The following is a 17,528-nucleotide window of genomic DNA, read 5'->3' as shown; positions in this document are numbered from 1 at the left end:
CTGCGGCGGTGAAAACCCGCCCATGATACGCAGTCGCAAGGCGCAGCGCAGGTCTACAACCGGCCGTCGACCTCGGCGCGCGGCAGCACGTACTTGACGTCGTACAGCACGCTGGACGGCTTGCCGAACGCACGGATGCCGGCGCTGCCCAGCGCGGCGAACTGTCGATGGCCCACCGCCACGATGATCGCGTCGTAGGCGCCCGCGGCGGGAGCGTCGACCAGCTCCAGGCCGTATTCGTGCCTGGCCTCCGCCGCGTCGACCCATGGATCGAACACGTCCACCTCGGTGTTGTAGCCGCGCAGCGCGTGCACGATGTCCACCACGCGGGTGTTGCGCAGGTCCGGGCAGTTCTCCTTGAACGCCAGCCCCAGCACCAGGATGCGCGCGTGCACCGGATTGATGCTCTTGCGCACCATCAGCCGCACCACCTGGCCGGCGATGTACTCGCCCATGCTGTCGTTGGTGCGCCGGCCGGCCAGGATCACGTCCGGGTGATGGCCCACTTCCTGCGCCTTGTGGGTGAGGTAATACGGATCGGCGCTGATGCAGTGGCCGCCGACCAGACCCGGCCGGAACGGCAGGAAGTTCCACTTGGTGCCGGCCGCCTCGAGCACTTCCAGTGTGTCGATGCCCAGCGTGTTGAACAGCTTGGCGAGGTCGTTGACCAGCGCGATGTTGAGGTCGCGCTGGGTGTTCTCGATCACCTTGGCGGCCTCGGCCACCTTGATGCAGCTGGCCTGGTGAGTGCCGGCGGTGATGATCGAGCCGTACAGCCGGTTGACGAAGTCGGCTACCTCGGGGGTGGAGCCGGAGGTGACCTTGAGGATGCTGGTGACCCGGTGCTGCTTGTCGCCCGGGTTGATCCGCTCCGGGCTGTAGCCGGCGAAGAAGTCGCGGTTGAAGACCAGCCCCGAGACGCGCTCCAGGATCGGGATGCAGACCTCCTCGGTGCAGCCGGGGTAGACGGTGGATTCGTACACCACGATGTCGCCACGCTCCAGCACCTGACCCAGGCTTTCGCTGGCCTTGACCAGCGGGGTCAGGTCGGGGCGCTTGGCCGCGTCGATCGGGGTGGGCACGGTGACGATGTAGACGTTGCACCCGCGGATGCCCTCCAGCTCGGCGCTGAAGCGCAGGCGGGTGGCCGCCGCCAGCTCGGCCGCATCGACCTCCAGCGTGTGGTCGTGGCCGGCGCGCAGCTCGTCCACCCGTGCGGCGCGGATGTCGAATCCGACCGTGTCGTAGCGCCGGCCGAACTCCACCGCCAACGGCAGGCCGACATAGCCCAGCCCGACGATGGCGACCCTGGTGTTTTCCAGCTGCTGCATAGGTAACTGTCCCGTGATTTCCTTGATGGGGCGCGGCGCGAAGCGGGCCGACGGCCGGTCCGGCGCAGTCCGCGCGCCGTGTCCGCATATCCGGTTGTCGACGTTCCTGCCGTGATATTCTGCACATTCTGAAAGACAATCAGGAGGATTGCCATGAAATCGTTGTGCCAACTGCTCATGCTCGGCCTGTTGCTCGTGCTTGCCGGCTGTGCCACCGGTCCCGGCTCGACGCAGGCACCTTCGGTGAACCCCGAAGCCCAGGCGGTCGCCGTCTACCATATCGGTGTGGACGATCAATTGCAGGTGTCGGTGTGGCACAACCCCGACCTGAGCGTCAGCGTACCCGTGCGCCCGGACGGCATGATCACGGTGCCGCTGATCGGCGACGTGCAGGCCGGCGGCCGCACGCCCGAACAGGTCGCCGCGGAGATCAAGGAAAAGCTCCAGGCCTACGTGCGCGACCCGCAGGTGGCGGTGATCCTCACCTCGCTGCGCAGCCATGAATACCTTTCGCGCGTGCGCGTGACCGGCGCGGTGCGCACGCCGGTGTCGATCCCCTACCGCCAGGGCATGACCGTGCTCGACGCGGTGCTCGCCGCCGGCGGCACCACCGAATTCGCCGCGCCCGACCGCACCGAGCTGTACCGCAAATCGGGCGACGCCACGCAGTCGTACGCGATCCGGCTGGACAGCATCCTGCAGAAGGGCAACCTGACGACCAACTACCCGGTGCAGCCGGGTGACGTCATCACCGTGCCGCAGCGGGCGTTCTGAGCTGCCGGCACAGGCACGCGAGTCGACCCGTCCATGAACGAAGAACCCAATCCCCTGCTGGCACTGCTCCCGGTGCTGTGGACCGAGGCCAAGCGACGACGCGTGTCGCTGGCGGTCATCTTTGCCTCGATCGCGATGCTGGCGCTGATCGCCGGCATCAACTGGCCACAGCGCTACGACGCCTCGGTCACCATCCTGGCGCAGAAGAGCAGCATCATCACGCCGCTGATGGAAGGCGCCGCCGCCGCCACCGGCAACACCAACCGCGCCGGCATCGCCAAGGCGGTGATCTTCAGCCGCAAGGTCATGGACCAGGTGCTGGTGGCCGGCGGCTGGATGGCGCACAAACCCTCCCCGGTCGACCAGGACAAGCTGATCCAGGAGATCAAGGCGCGCACCCTGGTCACGATCTCGCGCGACAACCTCATCACCATCAGCTACCACGACAGCGACGCGCGGCGCGCCTTCGACGTAACGCGCACGTTCGGCCAGCTGTTCATCAGCGAAAGCGTGGCCTCGAAGATGAAGGAGAGCCGCGACGCCTTCGACTTCATCGACAGCCAGGTCGAGGCCTACCGCAAGAAGCTGACCGACGCGGAGAACAAGCTCAAGGACTACCGCAACGCCAACGCCGACGCGCGCCCGGGCAGCGAGGCCGACACCAACGCCAGCATCAGCCAGTTGCGCAACCAGATCGAGACGGCGCAGATGGACCTGATGGAGAAGCGCTCGCAGGCCGGCTCGCTGGAGCGCCAGCTCTCCGGCGAGTCGGAGGTCAACGCGGTGCAGACCTCCAACGGCATCTACGAAAGCCAGCTCGCCGAACTGCAGTCGAAACTGGACAAGCTGCGCCTGACCTACACCGACGAATATCCCGACGTGGTGCGTACCCGCCACCAGATCGAGGACCTGCGCCGCCTGCTGGCCAGCGCCGACCAGCAATCGGCCAAGGCGCCGCGGGCGATCGGCGACACCGGCACCAACGGCAGCGCCGTGCAGTTCAACCCGCTCTACCAGCAGATGCGCAGCCAGCTCGCCACCTTGCGCTCGGACATCGCCGCCACCACCGCGCGGCTGGGCGCGGCGCAGGCGCGGCTCGACTCCGAGCTTGACCGCAGCAAGCGCATCGCCAACTCCGAAGCGGTCACCGCCGAGCTGACCCGCGACTACACGGTCAACCGCGACGTCTACCAGGACCTGCTCAAGCGCCGCGAAAGCGCGCGGGTGTCGATGAACCTCGACTCCGACCAGGATGGCGCCTCGTTCGTGGTGCAGAACCCCGCGGTAATGCCGCTGGTGCCCTCGGGACTGCGCTTCATGCACTTCGGCATCGCCGGCATCCTCGCCGGCCTGGCGGTCCCGTTCGGCGTGCTGTTCGGCTTCGCCCGCTTCGATCCGCGCGTGCGCTCGGCGGAGCAACTGGAACAGGCGACCGGCCTGCCGGTACTGGCGACCGTTCCATTTTACCCGACACCGGGCGACCATCAGCGCGAGCGGCGGCGCAACCTGGCGCTGGTGGCGATCGTGCTGTGCGTGGTGCTGGCCTATGCGCTGCTGTTCTGGTTGAAGCTGAAGGGACTGGCATGAACGCTCGGGACGATGACAAGTCGGTAATCAACCTGCTCTCGCGCGAGCCCGAGGCCCGCGAACGGGCCGCGGCCGCCGGCGACGAGGCCAAGGCTGCGCCGGGCCATTCGATCGCGCTGATGTCGGAAACCGGTGCACTGGTGCCGCGGCAGCTGGAGGAGCGCCGGCTGATCCACCGCGACGAGTCGGTGCGAACGCAGTCCGATGCCTTCCGCGAGATCCGCACGCGCCTGCTGTGGCTCGGCGGCGAGCGCAACTTCGTGACCATGGTGGTGCCGGTCAGCCCCAAGTCGGGCGGCAGCTTCGTGGCGCGCAACCTGGCTCTCGCGTTCGCCTTCGACGAAGCCAAGACCAGCCTGCTGATCGACTGCAACCTGCGCTACCCGACCCAGCACGAGGCGCTGGGGGTGGCGCGCGGCAGCGAGGGCCTGATCAACTTCCTCGAACAGCCGTCGATCGGCATCAAGTCGATCATCTACGCGACCGGCATCCCGCGCCTGCGCCTGATCCCGGCCGGTTCCACGCGCGAGAACAGCGGCGAGTATTTCTCCTCGTTCCGCATGCGCGCGGTGGTCGATTCGCTGCGTTGCCGCTACCCGGACCGCTACCTGTTCCTGGACGGGCCGGCGATCAAGGGCTCGCCCGACGCGCGCATCCTCTCCGAGCTGGCCGACCAGGTGGTGGTGGTGGCCGGCTACGGCCGCGACACGCCGGCGGCGATCAGCCAGGCGGTGGCCAGTTTCGATGCGAACAAGGTGGCCGGAGTGGTGTTCAACCACGCACCGTGAGGCCGTCCGGCGGGGCGTTGCGACACTCCGCCCGACCGCACGGTTCCGCGCGGATCTGCCAGACTCGCAGCGCCAGGGGCAAGCCATCGGATGCGGTTTCCGCAGGTTCAGGGCTCGACGATCATGGACAAGACAAGGGGGCACGCACACATGTCGACATATCGCACCCGCAATTGCGTACTGGGGTCGATGCTGGTCATTGCCTCGACCGGCGCATCGGCGGCGCAGTTCGACTACGGCTGGCGCGTCGGCGTGGGCCACAGCGACAACATCGGCCTGACCGAAACCGACCCGATCAGCCAGAACATGCTGATCCCGGGCTTCGACTTCAGCTATCAGCAGGAAGGCTCCACCTTCCAGGCCGACGTGGTCGGCAACCTGGAGTACCGCGACTACCTGGCGCACGCCTTCGATAATCAGACGCTGGCCCAGCTCGCCGGCCAGGCGAACTGGACGGTGCTGCCCGAGCGACTGGATTTCACCGTGCGCGACGTGGCCAGCGTGCAGCCGCTGTCGACCTTCTCCAGCAATGCGCCAGACAACCAGCAGCAGACCAACGTGCTGACGCTGGGCCCGACCCTGCGTTTCCGGCTCAACCCGACCGTGCGCGGCCAGGCCGAACTGCGCTACATCGACAGCCGCGCGTCCAAGACCAACGAGTTCGATTCCTCGCGCGGCCTGCTGGCCTTGCGCCTGTTCAAGGATCTCAGCCCCACCGCATCGCTGTCGGCCAACGCGGAAACCGAGCGGGTGACCTTCGACCACGCCGACGCCGGTCCGGCCTACAACCGCACCCAGCTGTTCGTCAGTTCGGTCAGCCGCCTCAGCCAGCTCGACGTCAATGCCTCGGTGGGCTGGTCACGGCTCTCGTTCGACCAGGCGCAGTCGATCAACACGCCGCTGGCGCGGCTGAGCGTGGCCTGGCGCATGACCCCCAACAGCACCCTGCTGCTGCGCGGTGCGCGCCAGTACGGCGACGCGGCGGAAGACCTGATCAACCAGCTCGACCAGAACCCCGGCGAATCGGCGCCGGCACCGTCGAACATCAACACCGGTGCCACCGTGATCAGCTCGCAGGTCTATACCGAGCGGCGCTACGAGGTGGTCTACACCTACGTCGGCACGCGCTGGAACCTGCGCATCGCGCCGCTGTACCGCAACTTCGATTACGTCAACGACCCCACCGACAGCCAGCGCGGCCGCGGCGGCACCCTCGGCCTCGACTACCGACTGCACCCGCGCACCACGCTGTCGCTGTTCGGCAACACCGAGTCGATGGAATACAACACGATGGCGCGCACCGACCGCACCACCAACTTCGGCCTGATCCTTGCCACCCAGCGCACCGAGCACTGGAGCTGGAACGCGTCGTTCACCCGTCGCGTGCGTCACAGCGACACCGTCGGCGCCAGCTACCATGCCAACGAGATCTATCTCGGCGTGGCCTACCGGAGGTGACGGATGCGCGTCGAACCGGCACAACCGTGCCAATTCGGTAGCGGGGAGAGTCTGTTCGGTCTCTATCATCCGGTCGCCGGGCCGGCGCGCACGGCCATGCTGCTGTGCCCGCCGCTGGGCCAGGACATGATTCGCAGCCATCGCGTGTACCGCCAGCTCGCCGATGCACTGGCGCTGCAAGGCGTCGCCGCGCTGCGCTTCGACTATTTCGGCACCGGCGACTCGGCCGGCGCCAGCGACGCCTGCGACTGGACCCGCTGCGTGGCCGACACGGTTGCCGCGGCGGCTGAACTGCGTGCACGCTCCGGCTGCAGCCGGGTGATCGGCTTCGGCGCACGACTGGGCGGCGCCATCGCGCTGGAAGCGGCCGCGGCCGGCCGCCTGGCGGAACTCCTGCTGTGGGACCCGCTGCTGGACGGCCACGAATCCGTGACCCGGCTGGACGCGGCGCAGGAGGCCCTGCGCGCGGACCCGATGCGCTTCCCCGCGCCGCGCAGCCGCGAGGACGCGGCCGATCAATGGCTGGGCTTTCCGGTCGGCGCCGACCTGCGCCGGCAGCTCGACGGCTGGCGCGCGACGCCGGCGACGATTCCCGTGCGCGTGTTCGCATCGCAGCCCGCCGCCACGCATGCGGACTGGCCCGCGCAGCTCGGCGCCGGCAGCGCGGTCGTCGCGCTGTCGTCCACGGCCAGTTGGGATGTGCTGGATCGGCTGGAGCACGCCATCCTCGCCCCCGACCTGATCCGCGCCGTCGGCGACCACCTGCGAGCGGCGGCATGAGCACGGAACGCGCCTTCCGCTTCGGCCGCGCGCAGCACCTGGTCGGCGTGGCCGGGCTGCCCGATGCGGCGACACCTGCCGCGCCGGTCGGCGTGATCGTGCTGAATGCCGGCATGGTGCACCGGGTCGGGCCGTTCCGGCTGCACGTGGAACTCACCCGGCGGCTGAACGCCGACGGCTATCCCACCCTGCGCTTCGACCTTTCCTCGCTCGGCGACAGCAGCGCCGCCGACGAAGCGGGCTCGCAAGCGCAGCAGGTGAAGGCGGACGTCGCCGACGCGATGAGCCTGCTCGCCAGTCACGCCGGCTGCAGCCGCTTCGTGCTGCTCGGCCTGTGTTCCGGCGCGCAGAACGCGCACGGCGTGGCGCTCGACGAGTCGCGCGTGGCCGGCGCCGTCTTCCTCGATGGCTACGCCTACCGCACGCTGGGCTTTCGCCTGCGCCACTACCTGCCGCGGCTGTGGAGCGGCTCGCGCTGGCAACGCTTCATCAGCCGCAGCCTGCAGGCGCGCGCCAGCCAGGGCGACGACGTCTTCGCGGTACGTTTCCCGCCGCGCGAACAGGTGCAACGGGAACTGGCCACCATGCTCGACCGCGGTCTCAGGCTGCACTTCATCTACAGCGGGGGGGTGACCCGCTACTTCAACCATCCGCGCCAGTTCCGCGAGTGCTTCGGGCGCCTAGCCGACCGCCCGCAGATCAGCGCGCGCCTGTTCGCCGGCAGCGACCACACCTACGCCCTGCAGGTGGATCGCCAGCGCCTTCTGGACGACATCGCGACATGGTTGCGGGACAATTTTCCGATTTCCGGCGGGAGCAATCCATGAGCACGATCCTGGTCACCGGCGGCGCCGGCTACATCGGCAGCCACGTGGTGCAGCAGCTGAGCGAACGCGGCGAGCGGGTGGTGGTGCTGGACAACCTCGTCAGCGGCTTCGCCGACGCCGTGCGCGGCGCCGAGCTGGTGGTGGGCAACGTGGGCGATCAGCCGCTGGTGTCACGCGTGCTGGCCGAGCACAAGGTGGATGCGGTGATGCATTTCGCCGCGCACACGGTAGTGCCCGAATCGGTGCGCGACCCGCTGAAGTACTACGGCAACAACACCTGCAACACGCGCAACCTGCTCGCCTGCTGCGTCGAGGCCGGCGTGGACCGTTTCATCTTTTCCTCGACCGCGGCGGTGTACGGCACGCCGGCCAGCGGCGTGGCCGACGAGGACACGCCGCTGCAGCCGATCAATCCGTACGGCAGCTCCAAGCTGATGTCCGAGATGATGCTGCGCGACCTGGGCACCGCCGGCGCGATGCGCTACGTGATCCTGCGCTACTTCAACGTCGCCGGCTGCGACCCGCTCGGCCGCATCGGGCAATCCACACCCAACGCCACCCTGCTGCTCAAGGTTGCCTGCGAGCATGCGGTGGGCAAGCGCCCGGGCCTGGCCATCTTCGGCACCGACTACAACACTCCCGACGGCACCGGCATCCGCGACTACATCCATGTCGAGGACCTGGCCGCGGCGCACCTGCGCGCGCTCGACCACCTGCGCACGGACGGCGAGTCGCTGACGCTGAACTGCGGCTACGGCCACGGCTACAGCGTGCGCGAGGTGATCGAGACGGTGCGCCGGGTCAGCGGCGCGACGCTGCAGGTGACCGAGCAGCCGCGCCGCGCGGGCGATCCGCCGATGCTGATCGCCCGCGCCGACCGCCTGCGCCAGCGCCTGGGCTGGGCGCCGCGCCACGACGACCTGGAGTTCATCGTGCGCACCGCGCTCGCGTGGGAACGCCAGCTGGCGGCACGGGACGCGGCCCGGTGACACGCGCAGCGCGCGGCTTCGTCCGGCGGCTGGGCGCACTGTTCGCCGGCCTCGGCCTGCTGCTCGCGACCGCGCACGCGCAAGGCGCCAGCGCGCCGCCACCGATCGCCCGGCTGGCGCCGACCGGCATCGGCGCGCAGTGGCAGACGATCACCCTGCATCGCCACGGCGCCGTCGGCGATCGGGTGGCGGTGACTGTCGGCATCCCGTTCCCGCCCGGCATGCTGGACGACGCGCGACGGGTGCGCATCGAGGACGCGCGCGGCCAGCCCGTGCCGGCGCATGTCGAGGCCACGTTGCGCTGGCATTTCGACGGCGGCGGCATCCGCGCCGTGCGCGCGCAGTTCCACGCCACGCTGGCCGGCGACAGCGCGCAGCTGCGTTTCGCCCTCGCGCCGGTCGGCGCCACCGCGACCGCCGCGCCGGGCTGGGCCTACGCCGACGAGCTGGTGGACGGTGCCGACGGCGTGCGCGTGCCGGGCGTGCTGGCCACGCTCAGCCCGCAATGGATGACCGCTTCCCTGATCGCCGGCCCGCAAGTGCCGGCGGTACCCCCCGGCGCCTACGACCGCTACTTCGAAACCCAGTTCGCCTGGGCGCGCAAACTTCCGCGCAGCGACGGTTCGGCGTGGCTGTTCGATCGCCCCACCGCGCTGTTCCAGCAGTACGTGCGCACCGGCCGCGTCGATTACCTCGCCGCCGCGGTCCAGAGCTACCACTTCTACATGGCGCACATCCGCCGCTTCGGCGCACCGGGCTGGCCGCTGTGCGGCGGCGGTTTCAAGCTGGGCGAGGTGAACCCCTGCGACCCGAAGTACGTCTACATCCAGCCGACCCTGCTCGCGCTCGGCCTCACCGGCGACGACAGCCAGGACGACACGGCACTGGTCGAACGCATGGTGGGAGCGTGGGATACCGGCGGCTGGACCATTCCCGCCGGCCCCTACACCGGGCTCACCCAGAAGTTCTTCACCGAACGGCAGGCCGGGTTGGGCCTGCTGCAGATCGTCAGCGCGTGGGAACTCACCGGCAAGCGCGAATACCTGCAAGACATCGGCGATCGCGTGGGCTGGCTGTACCAGCACCAGCAGCACAATCCCGACGGCCTGGGCAATGACGGCTCCTGGCGCAGCAGCTGGGACATGCACGAAGGCAACCCGTACGACGCGGCCACCGACGTGCCGGGCAGCTCGCCGTGGATGACGCAGAACATCATCGACGGCCTGTGGCATGCCTGGCTGGCCACCGGGGACGCGCGCATCCCGCCGATGATCACCGCGTTCGGCCGCTACCTCGAGCGCTACGGCTGGATCGACGCCAAAACCGTGGCCACGGTCGGCAAGGACTGGCGCGACCCGTGCAGCGGACCCGGTGGCCAGATCAGCTGGTACTGGTCGTCGGCCCACGTCGACCGGGCCAGGCTGGTCGCCATCGAGAACTCCGACGGCTGGTACAGCGATTCGCACAACGTGGAGCTGACCCTGCCGGTGGCCGCCGCCCGCTATTTCAGCACCGACCCGCAGCTGCAGCATGCGCTGGACCGGCGCATGCATGCGCTGGCGTCGTCGTACGCCGTCGCCTGCGCGCGCAACGCCAGCACCGCGCGACGCTTCAACTGGAACCACCGCGGCACCGGCGTGGTGCAGTGGCTGATGCGCCAAGACGCGGGCAGCGGCGCCGCCCCGGCGCGCCCCTGACGCGCGTCGGTCAGGGCGATCGGCGCGGTCGCCTGCGCTTGGCGAAGGCGTGCCACACGTAGCGCAGCATGCACAGCGAGGCGCGCAGCAAGCCGAGCTTCTCGACCTGGCGATAGATCGTCCACTGCCAGCGCGCCGCGCGCAGCTTGTTGGCCGACAGCGACGACTCGCGCACCAGATACCAGGCCAGCGGTTCGGCGCTGTCCGCGCGCACCGCCGCGCCGGCGCGGCGAACCTGCTCCAGCCAGAACGCATAGTCCTCGTGGCCGATCCGGCGGAACGGCACGTCGCCCAGCTCGCGCGCGTACAGGCCGGTGAGGTTGCCGATGAAATTGCTGGCCAGCATGTCGCGATGCTCCAGCCGCGCGGGCGGGTCCACCCGGCTGAGCACCCGGCCGTCTTCCGCCACCCGCCAGTACGCCGCGTAGCTGATGCGCTCGCCGCTGGCGCGCAGGCTGGCCAGTTGCCGCTCCAGCTTGGCCGGGTGCCACCAGTCGTCGGCGTCCAGGAAGGCGACATAGTTGCCGCGGGCGACAGCCAGCGCGGCGTTGCGTGCAGCGGCCACGCCGCCGTTCGCCGGCTGGCGCTGCACGCGCACGCGCGCGTCGGCCTGCGCAAAGCCCTGCAGGATCGCCAGCGAATCGTCGTGCGAACCATCGTCCACCGCGACCAGCTCCAGGTTGCGATGGCTCTGCGCCAGCACCGACTCCACCGCCCGCGGCAACCACGCCGCGGCGTTGTACACCGGCATCACCACGCTGACCAGATCGCCGCCCAGCGCGGGCGTCGGGACAGCGGTCGTCGTCGGCGCGGCCGTCACGCGAACAGCTGCGGCAAGGTCACGAGGGAGCGGAACCAGTCGGTGTCCAGCTCCGTCTCCACCGCCACGCGAGGGATGTCGTAGGCGTCCCAGCGATCGTAGCGGGCGTGCCCGCCGTAGTAGCTGAAGGCATGCTCCACGCCCGCTTCGCGCAGGCAGTCGCGGGTGATCTGGTCGAACGCGCCCCGGTTGCCGACGGGATAGCTGAAGCAGCGCATCGGCGCACCCAGTTCCTCGGCGAGCCGGCGCGCGCAACCCTGGATCTCGTCGCGCTGACCCTGCGCCGACATGCGCGACAACACCGGGTGATGCACCGTGTGCCCGCCGATGGTCATGCCCGCTGCCTGCATCTCGCGCAGCATGTCCCAGTCCATCCACAGCGCATCACCGGCGCGGGCATCGGCACGGCCGGTGCCCGCGGCCTCCGCCACCGCATCGAGGTACGCGGGCGTGTCCTGCGCCGGCATTTCCTTGTACCTGCGCAGCAGCCGACGCACGGCGGCTTCGCGCTGCGGCTCGTCGAAGCGGATTGGCGCGTCCAACCAAGCCGGCAACTGCAATGCTTCGCGCCGGCTGGTGCGCACCATCCAGGCAATCTCGTCCCACCACGGCAGGCTCGGCGCGTCGATGAAACCGGTGGCGACGAAGAAGGTGGCGCTCACGCCTTCGCCGCGCAGGATCGGCAACGCCGTCTGGTAATTGTCGCGATAGCCGTCGTCGAAGGTGATCATCGCGTAGCGGCCGCGCTTGGCCGCGAGTACCCGCGGCAGGTCGGCCGGATCGATGATCTCCAGTTCCGTCCTGCAGAAGCGGATCTGCTCGGCGAACGCCTCCGCGCTGGCGCTCCACAGGCCGCGATCGAACGGCGTACCCAGCGCATCGCCGATGCGGTGATAGTTGAGCACGAGCACGCCGGACCAGCGCACGGTCCGGTGCAGCAACCGGCGCAAACCGCTGCGGCAGAGCAGGTGTGACGCGATGGCCTTTTTCATTGAAGCACCCCGCGGTCAGCCCGGCGAAACCAGCTTGATGAACCGGCGGATTGCGCGCATGCACAGCTGACGCAGGCGGTCGAGCAGTGCCCGCGCCGTATGCCGGCGGCACGTCGCGCAAAACAGCTGGCGTTGTTCGGTGGCCAGCGATTTCTTGTACGTGCTGACGCCCCGCAGGAAATCGTAGTGGGCGATGCCGCGCTGTGCCAGCTGCCGCATCAGCAGCAGGTTCGCCGCAGTACCCGAACTGCGGACCACGCCGGGATCCAGCGGCGCCACGCCGAACTGGTACAGGTCGAACTTGCGCCCGGTCACGAAACCGTAGAGCACGGCAAAGGTCCCGCCCTGGTGCGAGAACCGCGCCAGCACCACGCGCCCGCTTGCCGTCCACCGCCTCACCAGGCCGCGATGGAACCCGGTGAAACGTGGCGCCGAGAAGCAACCCGGTTCACCGGCCGCCACCCAGCGCTCCTGGTGGATGCGCACAAGATCGTCGAAATGACTGTCGGCCGTGGCGGCATCGGCCAGCTCCGCCACGATGCCGGCACGTTCGGCGTCGCGCAGGTACTGGCGGGCGTGCTTGCGCGTCTTGGACGACAGGCTGCCCAGATAAGCCTCGAAGCCGTCGCCAAGCCATGCGATCGGGCAGGCCCCGCGCGACGACAATTGCAGGCGGGCATGGCGAGGGAAGGCGCTGCGCCAGCGCAACAGCGCCGCATGTTCGGAGAGATCGAGCAGCTCCAGGGTATCCCAGGCCATGGCGTCGATCGCCCGCCACGCGGCTTGCGCGCAGGCCTTGTCCTCGCCGGGCAGGTGCAACAGGTCCAGATAGTCGGCACAGACCTCCTCGAACTCCTCTTCCCCGGTGGAGAGGAAGCGCAGGCAGCGCACGCCGAGTCGGCCGCCGCGACCCACGTCGAGGTACAGCGGCAGCGCGCCGACCAGGCGCGACTCCCGCCACAACGTGATGATGCGCAGACCGCCTTGGCCATACACGGGGCCGTAGACGTCCCACCAATGGCGCAACCAGGCAAAGTCCAGCGGGGTGGAGGCCGTGGGGCTGGCCCGGTGCAGTGCATCCCAGTCAGCGCGGATCGCGTCCCACGCGGCGACGTCCCCGATCACGCGCAAGCTCGGTGCTGACTCCGGCAAACCGTTTGTCCGCGAGGGCGCGCCCGTGCCTGGCGGCGCCTGGCTCACCGTCATGGCGACGCCACCGTGCGCTGGCGCAGATGCCGGCGGTGGGCCTGGAGCCAGTGGCGCAGCGCGGCCGGCAGGTAGCAGCCCATGAACAGCTCCCATGCCCGCTTCTGCAGCCACCGGTGGCGGATGCTGGCGAACAGGTGGGCGCGTGCCGCCGCCATGTCGTTCGCCTCGAACTGCAGCTCTCCGATCCACTCGTGGGCATCGGCCAGGGCGCCTTCGATCATCCGCCGGGGCAGGTGGATCTCGCTGCGCGCGGACTCGATGAAGGGAGTGATCGTGCGCAGGAAATTGGTGGCGGTGTGGATGCGGTATTCGGAACGGGTCAGCCGGTCGGGCATGCCGCGCTGGTACTGGATGGTGGGCAAATCGACGAAACCCACCGGACCGTGGCGGCAGGTGCGCAGATGGAAATCGTAGTCTTCGCCGGAATAGCGCAGGGTCTCGTCGAACGCCGCCACCTTCTCCAGCCGCTCGCGGCGGATCAGCACGGTGGAGGTGTGCACCAGGTTGCCCATGATCATCTGCGAAAAGATCATGCCCATGCGCAAGGATGCCGTGCCGACCACCGCCTCCATCGACGGCGCAACCGAACGCAGCGGGACGCTGTGCGGGAACAGCTGATCCTGGGGAAACAGCGCATAGGTGCTGTACATGGTGCGGATGTACGCGCGGTTGAACACGCGCCCGTTCGGATCGATCGCCTCCATGTCGGTCCACACCATGCCCAGCTCGGGGAACTGCTGCATGCAGCGCAGCTGCAGCTCGATCTTCCAGGGTTGCCAGAAATCGTCCGAATCGAGCAGCGCCACGAACTCGCCGCGGGCCAGCCGCAGGCCATGGTTGCGCGCTGCCGCGACGCCGGCATTGGGCTGGGTGATGTAATGCAGGCGAGGCTCGTCGCCGTAGCGCTGCCGGACGAGTTCGGCCGTCTCGTCGGTGGAGCCGTCGTCGACGAGCAGGATCTCCAGCTCGGCGTGCGTCTGCGCAAGCACGCTGTCCAGCGTGCGCGCCAGGCAATAGGCACGATTGAACGTGGGGATGACTACGCTGACCAGTGCCATGGGTACCCGACCACTCCTGCATCCAGTGACAACACGAAGCCTCGACTCGCCTGCCACCATCCCTGCTGCGCCGGTCGCCCCCTGTCGCGCGTACCGTCGGCCGATCCCTCCCGGCCGCCGCGGGGCATCGAACCTCCGCAGGCGCTCGGGCAACGCCCGGAAACAGGGTCATTGTATGCGTTTTCCAGAGCGCCGGGCATCGCTTTTCACGCTTCATCCGGGCTCGCGGCCGGCACCGGCCGGACACCCCCGGACCCGGTTCAGGCAACCGGTTTGCGTGCGATGAAGTCGATCGAGGTGACGCACAGGCGCTCGGCCGGGATCGACGCGAATTGCGGGGCGATCTTCAGCTCTGCCAGCTCGCGCAGGCGCCGGGCCGGCGGCGAGGTCACCCGGGCCACGATGGCGAAACCGGCCGCCTCGGCGAACTCGACGAAGACGTCGGCGCGCAGCCGGTTCTGGTACAAAAACGCGTTGTTCCAGCGCCGCCACTGCGCATCGGTGTATTGCAGGTAATTGAGTTGGGTGATGCGGGAGTCGACATAGGCGTAGTGATCGCCGCAGTTGACCGAGTGGAACATGATCCCGCCGGGGCGCAGGATGCGCATCGCCTCGCGGAAGATCCCGCCGATGGCCTCCGGCGTCACGTGCTCCAGTACGCTGTTGGAGAACACGCAATCGATATGGTCCCGGGGCAGATCGGTACGGGCGGCATCGGCCGGTGCGCGGTAATCGACCACGCCGGCGGTCGCCGCGGCCAGGTCGGCACATCGATCCAGTGCGGCGGCCAACTGCTGCTGGCGCTGACGCACCTCGGCCTCGGGCAGGCCGGCGACCTCGGCGATCAGGGCGACATGCCGCTCCAGCCCGCGCGCGCAGGCGCGCAGCAGATCGCGGCGCAGGTGCCGGGTGAGGTCGACGGTGACCACGCGCTGCGCGCCGGCCAGGAAGCAGCACAGCGGAAAGGTGGGATACCAGCCGCTGCCGATCTCGAACAGCCGCGCGCCCGCCATCGGCACGCCGACTTCGCGCAGCTGGTTGGCCATCAGCCGCCAGTCGTCGATCTTGATGTCGAACTCGCGATCGAAGTCGCGCAGCCCGCCGAACCGCCGCTGCAGCTGGTAGTGGACCGCGGCGCCGCCCGGCATCACGCCGAGCACCTTCTGCAGCATTCCCTTCGTGCGCCAGTCCATCTGTTTCCTCCTTCGAGGACGGAGAAGATGCCGGGACCACGCCGCGGTGATCCGCGCGAGCGCGGCGCCGCTACGCCCCGGCAAGCCGGTGCGGTGGCGGCGGCAGCAGGAAATCGCGGAACGCATGCGGGTCGCCGCGATGCCCGGCCTCGGCAGCCTTGATGATGTTGTAGGTCTCGCGCGCCGTCACGTAGTGCAGCACGTAGCGCTTGCCGTCGTTGTAGGCGCGCTCCAGGTGCTGGTGCATGCGCTGCGCGGCGTCGCCGAGCAGGGTGTCCATGTCGCGCTCCTGGGTGCCGTGCGTGTGGACCTTGACGAACACCCACTCCGGCCGCCCCTCGACGTGGATGCCGGTTTTCACCCACGCGTCGACCCGCTCGGGCGTGGGCGGGCAGCCGCGGCGCACGTCCGCGTTCTCGATCCGCGGCAGCACGCCGAACTTGCGCTCGCGCCAGTTCAGCCCCAGCGGCCCCTGCACGATCATCAGGTCGCCGCTGGGCGCGCCGCCCACGCGCACCGGCACGCCGCTGTCGTGCGACTTGGGCCGCAGCGGGTCGTCGGTGGCGTAGTAGATCGCGTTGCTGGTTTTCGTCTGCGTGTCGCTGGGCGCCGACGGCAGGGTGAAGTCGGCGTAGCAGCCGAGTTCGCGCAGCAGGATCAGCTCGTTGTTGATGCCGCACCAGCGGCCGTCGGCGCGCGAATTGTCCAGGCTCCAGTTGCCGTGGATGAAGCCGAAGCGCAGCTGGCCGGTGGCCGGATCGCGCGGCAACGCGCCGTGGCGCTCGTGCAGCAGGTTGTTGAAGCGCTCGATGGTCTGGCGGAAGTTGGCCTCGTTGTCGTTGTCGTGGTGCAGGTGGATCTCGATCTCGCCGTAGCCCTCCGCGCAGAGCGCGGCGATCTTGTCCAGGTGTTCTTCCAGGTATTCCTCTTCCGGATAGAAGAACGTGTGCTGCGGCATCCGCCCGTCGGCGTCGCGGTGCATCGCGGCGAGGGCGCGGTAGTCACGGCACCAGCGGTCGACGCGCGCGCGCTGGGTGGCCAGGTCGACCTTGCCCCAGGCCGGCTCGAAATGGTCGACGAAGCAGAACATCACGTGGATCGGCCCGTCGACCGCCGGCGGACGCCGGCGGCACAGGTAGCCGCCCAGCCAGTACTGCATGTTGCGCGCGCGGATCGCCACGGTGACGGCGATGGCGCACAGCGCCAGCAAACCCGCGATCAGCCAGGCGACGATCATGCGTGTACTCCTTCAGCCGTTGCGCCCAGGTCGGCGCCGGTGGGCAGCGGGCGGAGCTCGAAACCCTCGGAACGCCACTGCGGCAGCAGCGTCTCCAGCATGCGGATGCAGCAGTCGCTGTCGTCGTGCATCAGCAGCACGTCGCCCGGCCGCGGCGGCTGCGCGCGCATCGCCGCCACCAGTTCTGCCGGCGGCCGGCGCTGGTAGTCGAGGCTGTCGTAGGACCAGTACAGCAGGCGTCGCCGCTCGCGCGCGAGGCGCAGCGTGAGCGCCAGCGAGAACGCGCCGCTGGGCGGGCGTACGCCGTGGTGGCGCACGCCATCGAACGCCTGCAGCACCCGGTCGGTGCGGTCGATCTCGTCCATCATCCCGGCCAGCGACAGCCGGTTGAAATCCGGATGGCTCCAGGAGTGGTTGCCCAGCCGGTGCCCCTCGTCCAGCATGCGCCGTACCAGCTGCGGGTGGCGCTCGGCCTTGCTGCCGATCAGGAAGAACGTGGCGCGCACCTGGTGCTGCCGCAGCAGGTCGAGCAGGGCCGGCGTGTATTGCGGGTCGGGGCCGTCATCGAAGCTGAGGTACAGCTCGCGGGCGCCGCCGGGAGGCATGGCGGTGAGTACCACCGCAGCGGGCAGGCAACGCAGCAACCGCATGCGCTTCAACCAGCCGATCATGGCGACCATCCGTCGCTGCCGCGCACGCTGTGCCGGCACCGGCAGAAATCCTTGCTTGCAGGCATAATCCACCCTTGTCGTCGATGGCGTGCGCAGGGGCTGCTGCCGCCATCCGAA

General features: G+C 69.1%; 16 protein-coding genes. 8 read left to right on the top strand and 8 right to left on the bottom strand.

Annotated elements, in window-relative coordinates; all coding sequences use genetic code 11:
* Positions 1-53 precede the first annotated feature (53 nt).
* A complete protein-coding gene (gene tviB / locus ACVCMG_RS12500; RefSeq protein ID WP_447114266.1) occupies positions 54-1,331 on the bottom strand; it encodes a Vi polysaccharide biosynthesis UDP-N-acetylglucosamine C-6 dehydrogenase TviB in 1,278 nt (425 codons plus the stop codon).
* A gap of 153 nt (positions 1,332-1,484) precedes the next feature.
* On the opposite strand from tviB, the gene ACVCMG_RS12495 reads away from it, so the two are divergent.
* The 8 genes from ACVCMG_RS12495 to ACVCMG_RS12460 all read left to right on the top strand — a co-directional run bounded on the left by ACVCMG_RS12495 (position 1,485) and on the right by ACVCMG_RS12460 (position 10,231).
* The gene (locus ACVCMG_RS12495; RefSeq protein WP_395120353.1) at positions 1,485-2,105 is read left to right on the top strand and encodes an XrtA/PEP-CTERM system exopolysaccharide export protein; all 621 of its coding nucleotides are present in this window, start codon (positions 1,485-1,487) and stop codon (positions 2,103-2,105) included.
* 33 nt (positions 2,106-2,138) lie between these two features.
* Entirely contained in the window at positions 2,139-3,692 is a 1,554-nt protein-coding gene (locus tag ACVCMG_RS12490; protein ID WP_395120354.1) for an XrtA system polysaccharide chain length determinant, read from the top strand.
* Positions 3,689-4,480 (top strand): polysaccharide biosynthesis protein, encoded by a 792-nt coding sequence (locus tag ACVCMG_RS12485; protein ID WP_395120355.1) that lies wholly within the window; start codon positions 3,689-3,691, stop codon positions 4,478-4,480. Before ACVCMG_RS12490 ends, ACVCMG_RS12485 begins: the two co-directional genes overlap by 4 nt.
* 150 nt (positions 4,481-4,630) lie before the next feature.
* Positions 4,631-5,938 (top strand): hypothetical protein, encoded by a 1,308-nt coding sequence (locus tag ACVCMG_RS12480; RefSeq protein WP_447097946.1) that lies wholly within the window; start codon positions 4,631-4,633, stop codon positions 5,936-5,938.
* Positions 5,939-5,941: 3 nt separating this feature from the next.
* Entirely contained in the window at positions 5,942-6,718 is a 777-nt protein-coding gene (locus ACVCMG_RS12475; RefSeq protein WP_447114265.1) for a serine aminopeptidase domain-containing protein, read from the top strand.
* Entirely contained in the window at positions 6,715-7,545 is an 831-nt protein-coding gene (locus ACVCMG_RS12470) for an alpha/beta fold hydrolase (RefSeq protein ID WP_447114264.1), read from the top strand. The genes ACVCMG_RS12475 and ACVCMG_RS12470 overlap by 4 nt, the downstream gene beginning before the upstream one ends.
* Positions 7,542-8,534: a UDP-glucose 4-epimerase GalE gene (galE, locus tag ACVCMG_RS12465; protein WP_447114263.1), complete on the top strand. Its 993-nt coding sequence runs from the start codon at positions 7,542-7,544 to the stop codon at positions 8,532-8,534. The genes ACVCMG_RS12470 and galE overlap by 4 nt, the downstream gene beginning before the upstream one ends.
* Entirely contained in the window at positions 8,531-10,231 is a 1,701-nt protein-coding gene (locus tag ACVCMG_RS12460; protein WP_395120361.1) for a hypothetical protein, read from the top strand. The genes galE and ACVCMG_RS12460 overlap by 4 nt, the downstream gene beginning before the upstream one ends.
* 10 nt (positions 10,232-10,241) lie before the next feature.
* On the opposite strand, the gene ACVCMG_RS12455 is transcribed toward ACVCMG_RS12460, so the two are convergent.
* The 7 genes from ACVCMG_RS12455 to ACVCMG_RS12425 form a co-directional block, all read right to left on the bottom strand.
* On the bottom strand, positions 10,242-11,051 hold the full coding sequence (locus tag ACVCMG_RS12455) for a glycosyltransferase family 2 protein (RefSeq protein WP_395120362.1): 810 nt from the start codon (positions 11,049-11,051) through the stop codon (positions 10,242-10,244).
* On the bottom strand, positions 11,048-12,043 hold the full coding sequence (locus ACVCMG_RS12450) for a polysaccharide deacetylase family protein (protein WP_447106855.1): 996 nt from the start codon (positions 12,041-12,043) through the stop codon (positions 11,048-11,050). Before ACVCMG_RS12450 ends, ACVCMG_RS12455 begins: the two co-directional genes overlap by 4 nt.
* 15 nt (positions 12,044-12,058) lie before the next feature.
* Positions 12,059-13,168, bottom strand: coding sequence for a GNAT family N-acetyltransferase (locus ACVCMG_RS12445; RefSeq protein ID WP_447106856.1), 1,110 nt, complete (start codon positions 13,166-13,168; stop codon positions 12,059-12,061).
* 77 nt (positions 13,169-13,245) lie between these two features.
* Positions 13,246-14,310, bottom strand: a complete 1,065-nt coding sequence (locus tag ACVCMG_RS12440; RefSeq protein WP_447114262.1) for a glycosyltransferase family 2 protein — start codon at positions 14,308-14,310, stop codon at positions 13,246-13,248.
* A gap of 260 nt (positions 14,311-14,570) precedes the next feature.
* The gene (locus ACVCMG_RS12435; protein ID WP_447114261.1) at positions 14,571-15,503 is read right to left on the bottom strand and encodes a class I SAM-dependent methyltransferase; all 933 of its coding nucleotides are present in this window, start codon (positions 15,501-15,503) and stop codon (positions 14,571-14,573) included.
* A 70-nt stretch (positions 15,504-15,573) separates the two neighbouring features.
* The gene (locus ACVCMG_RS12430) at positions 15,574-16,740 is read right to left on the bottom strand and encodes a hypothetical protein (RefSeq protein WP_447114260.1); all 1,167 of its coding nucleotides are present in this window, start codon (positions 16,738-16,740) and stop codon (positions 15,574-15,576) included.
* On the bottom strand, positions 16,737-17,411 hold the full coding sequence (locus ACVCMG_RS12425) for a polysaccharide deacetylase family protein (RefSeq protein WP_447106860.1): 675 nt from the start codon (positions 17,409-17,411) through the stop codon (positions 16,737-16,739). The genes ACVCMG_RS12430 and ACVCMG_RS12425 overlap by 4 nt, the downstream gene beginning before the upstream one ends.
* Positions 17,412-17,528 lie beyond the last annotated feature (117 nt).

The sequence above is a fragment of the Rhodanobacter sp. UC4451_H18 genome (assembly GCF_052978225.1).
The sequence above is the reverse complement of the archived record's forward strand: the minus strand, read 5'-3'. Positions and strand labels throughout refer to the sequence as shown.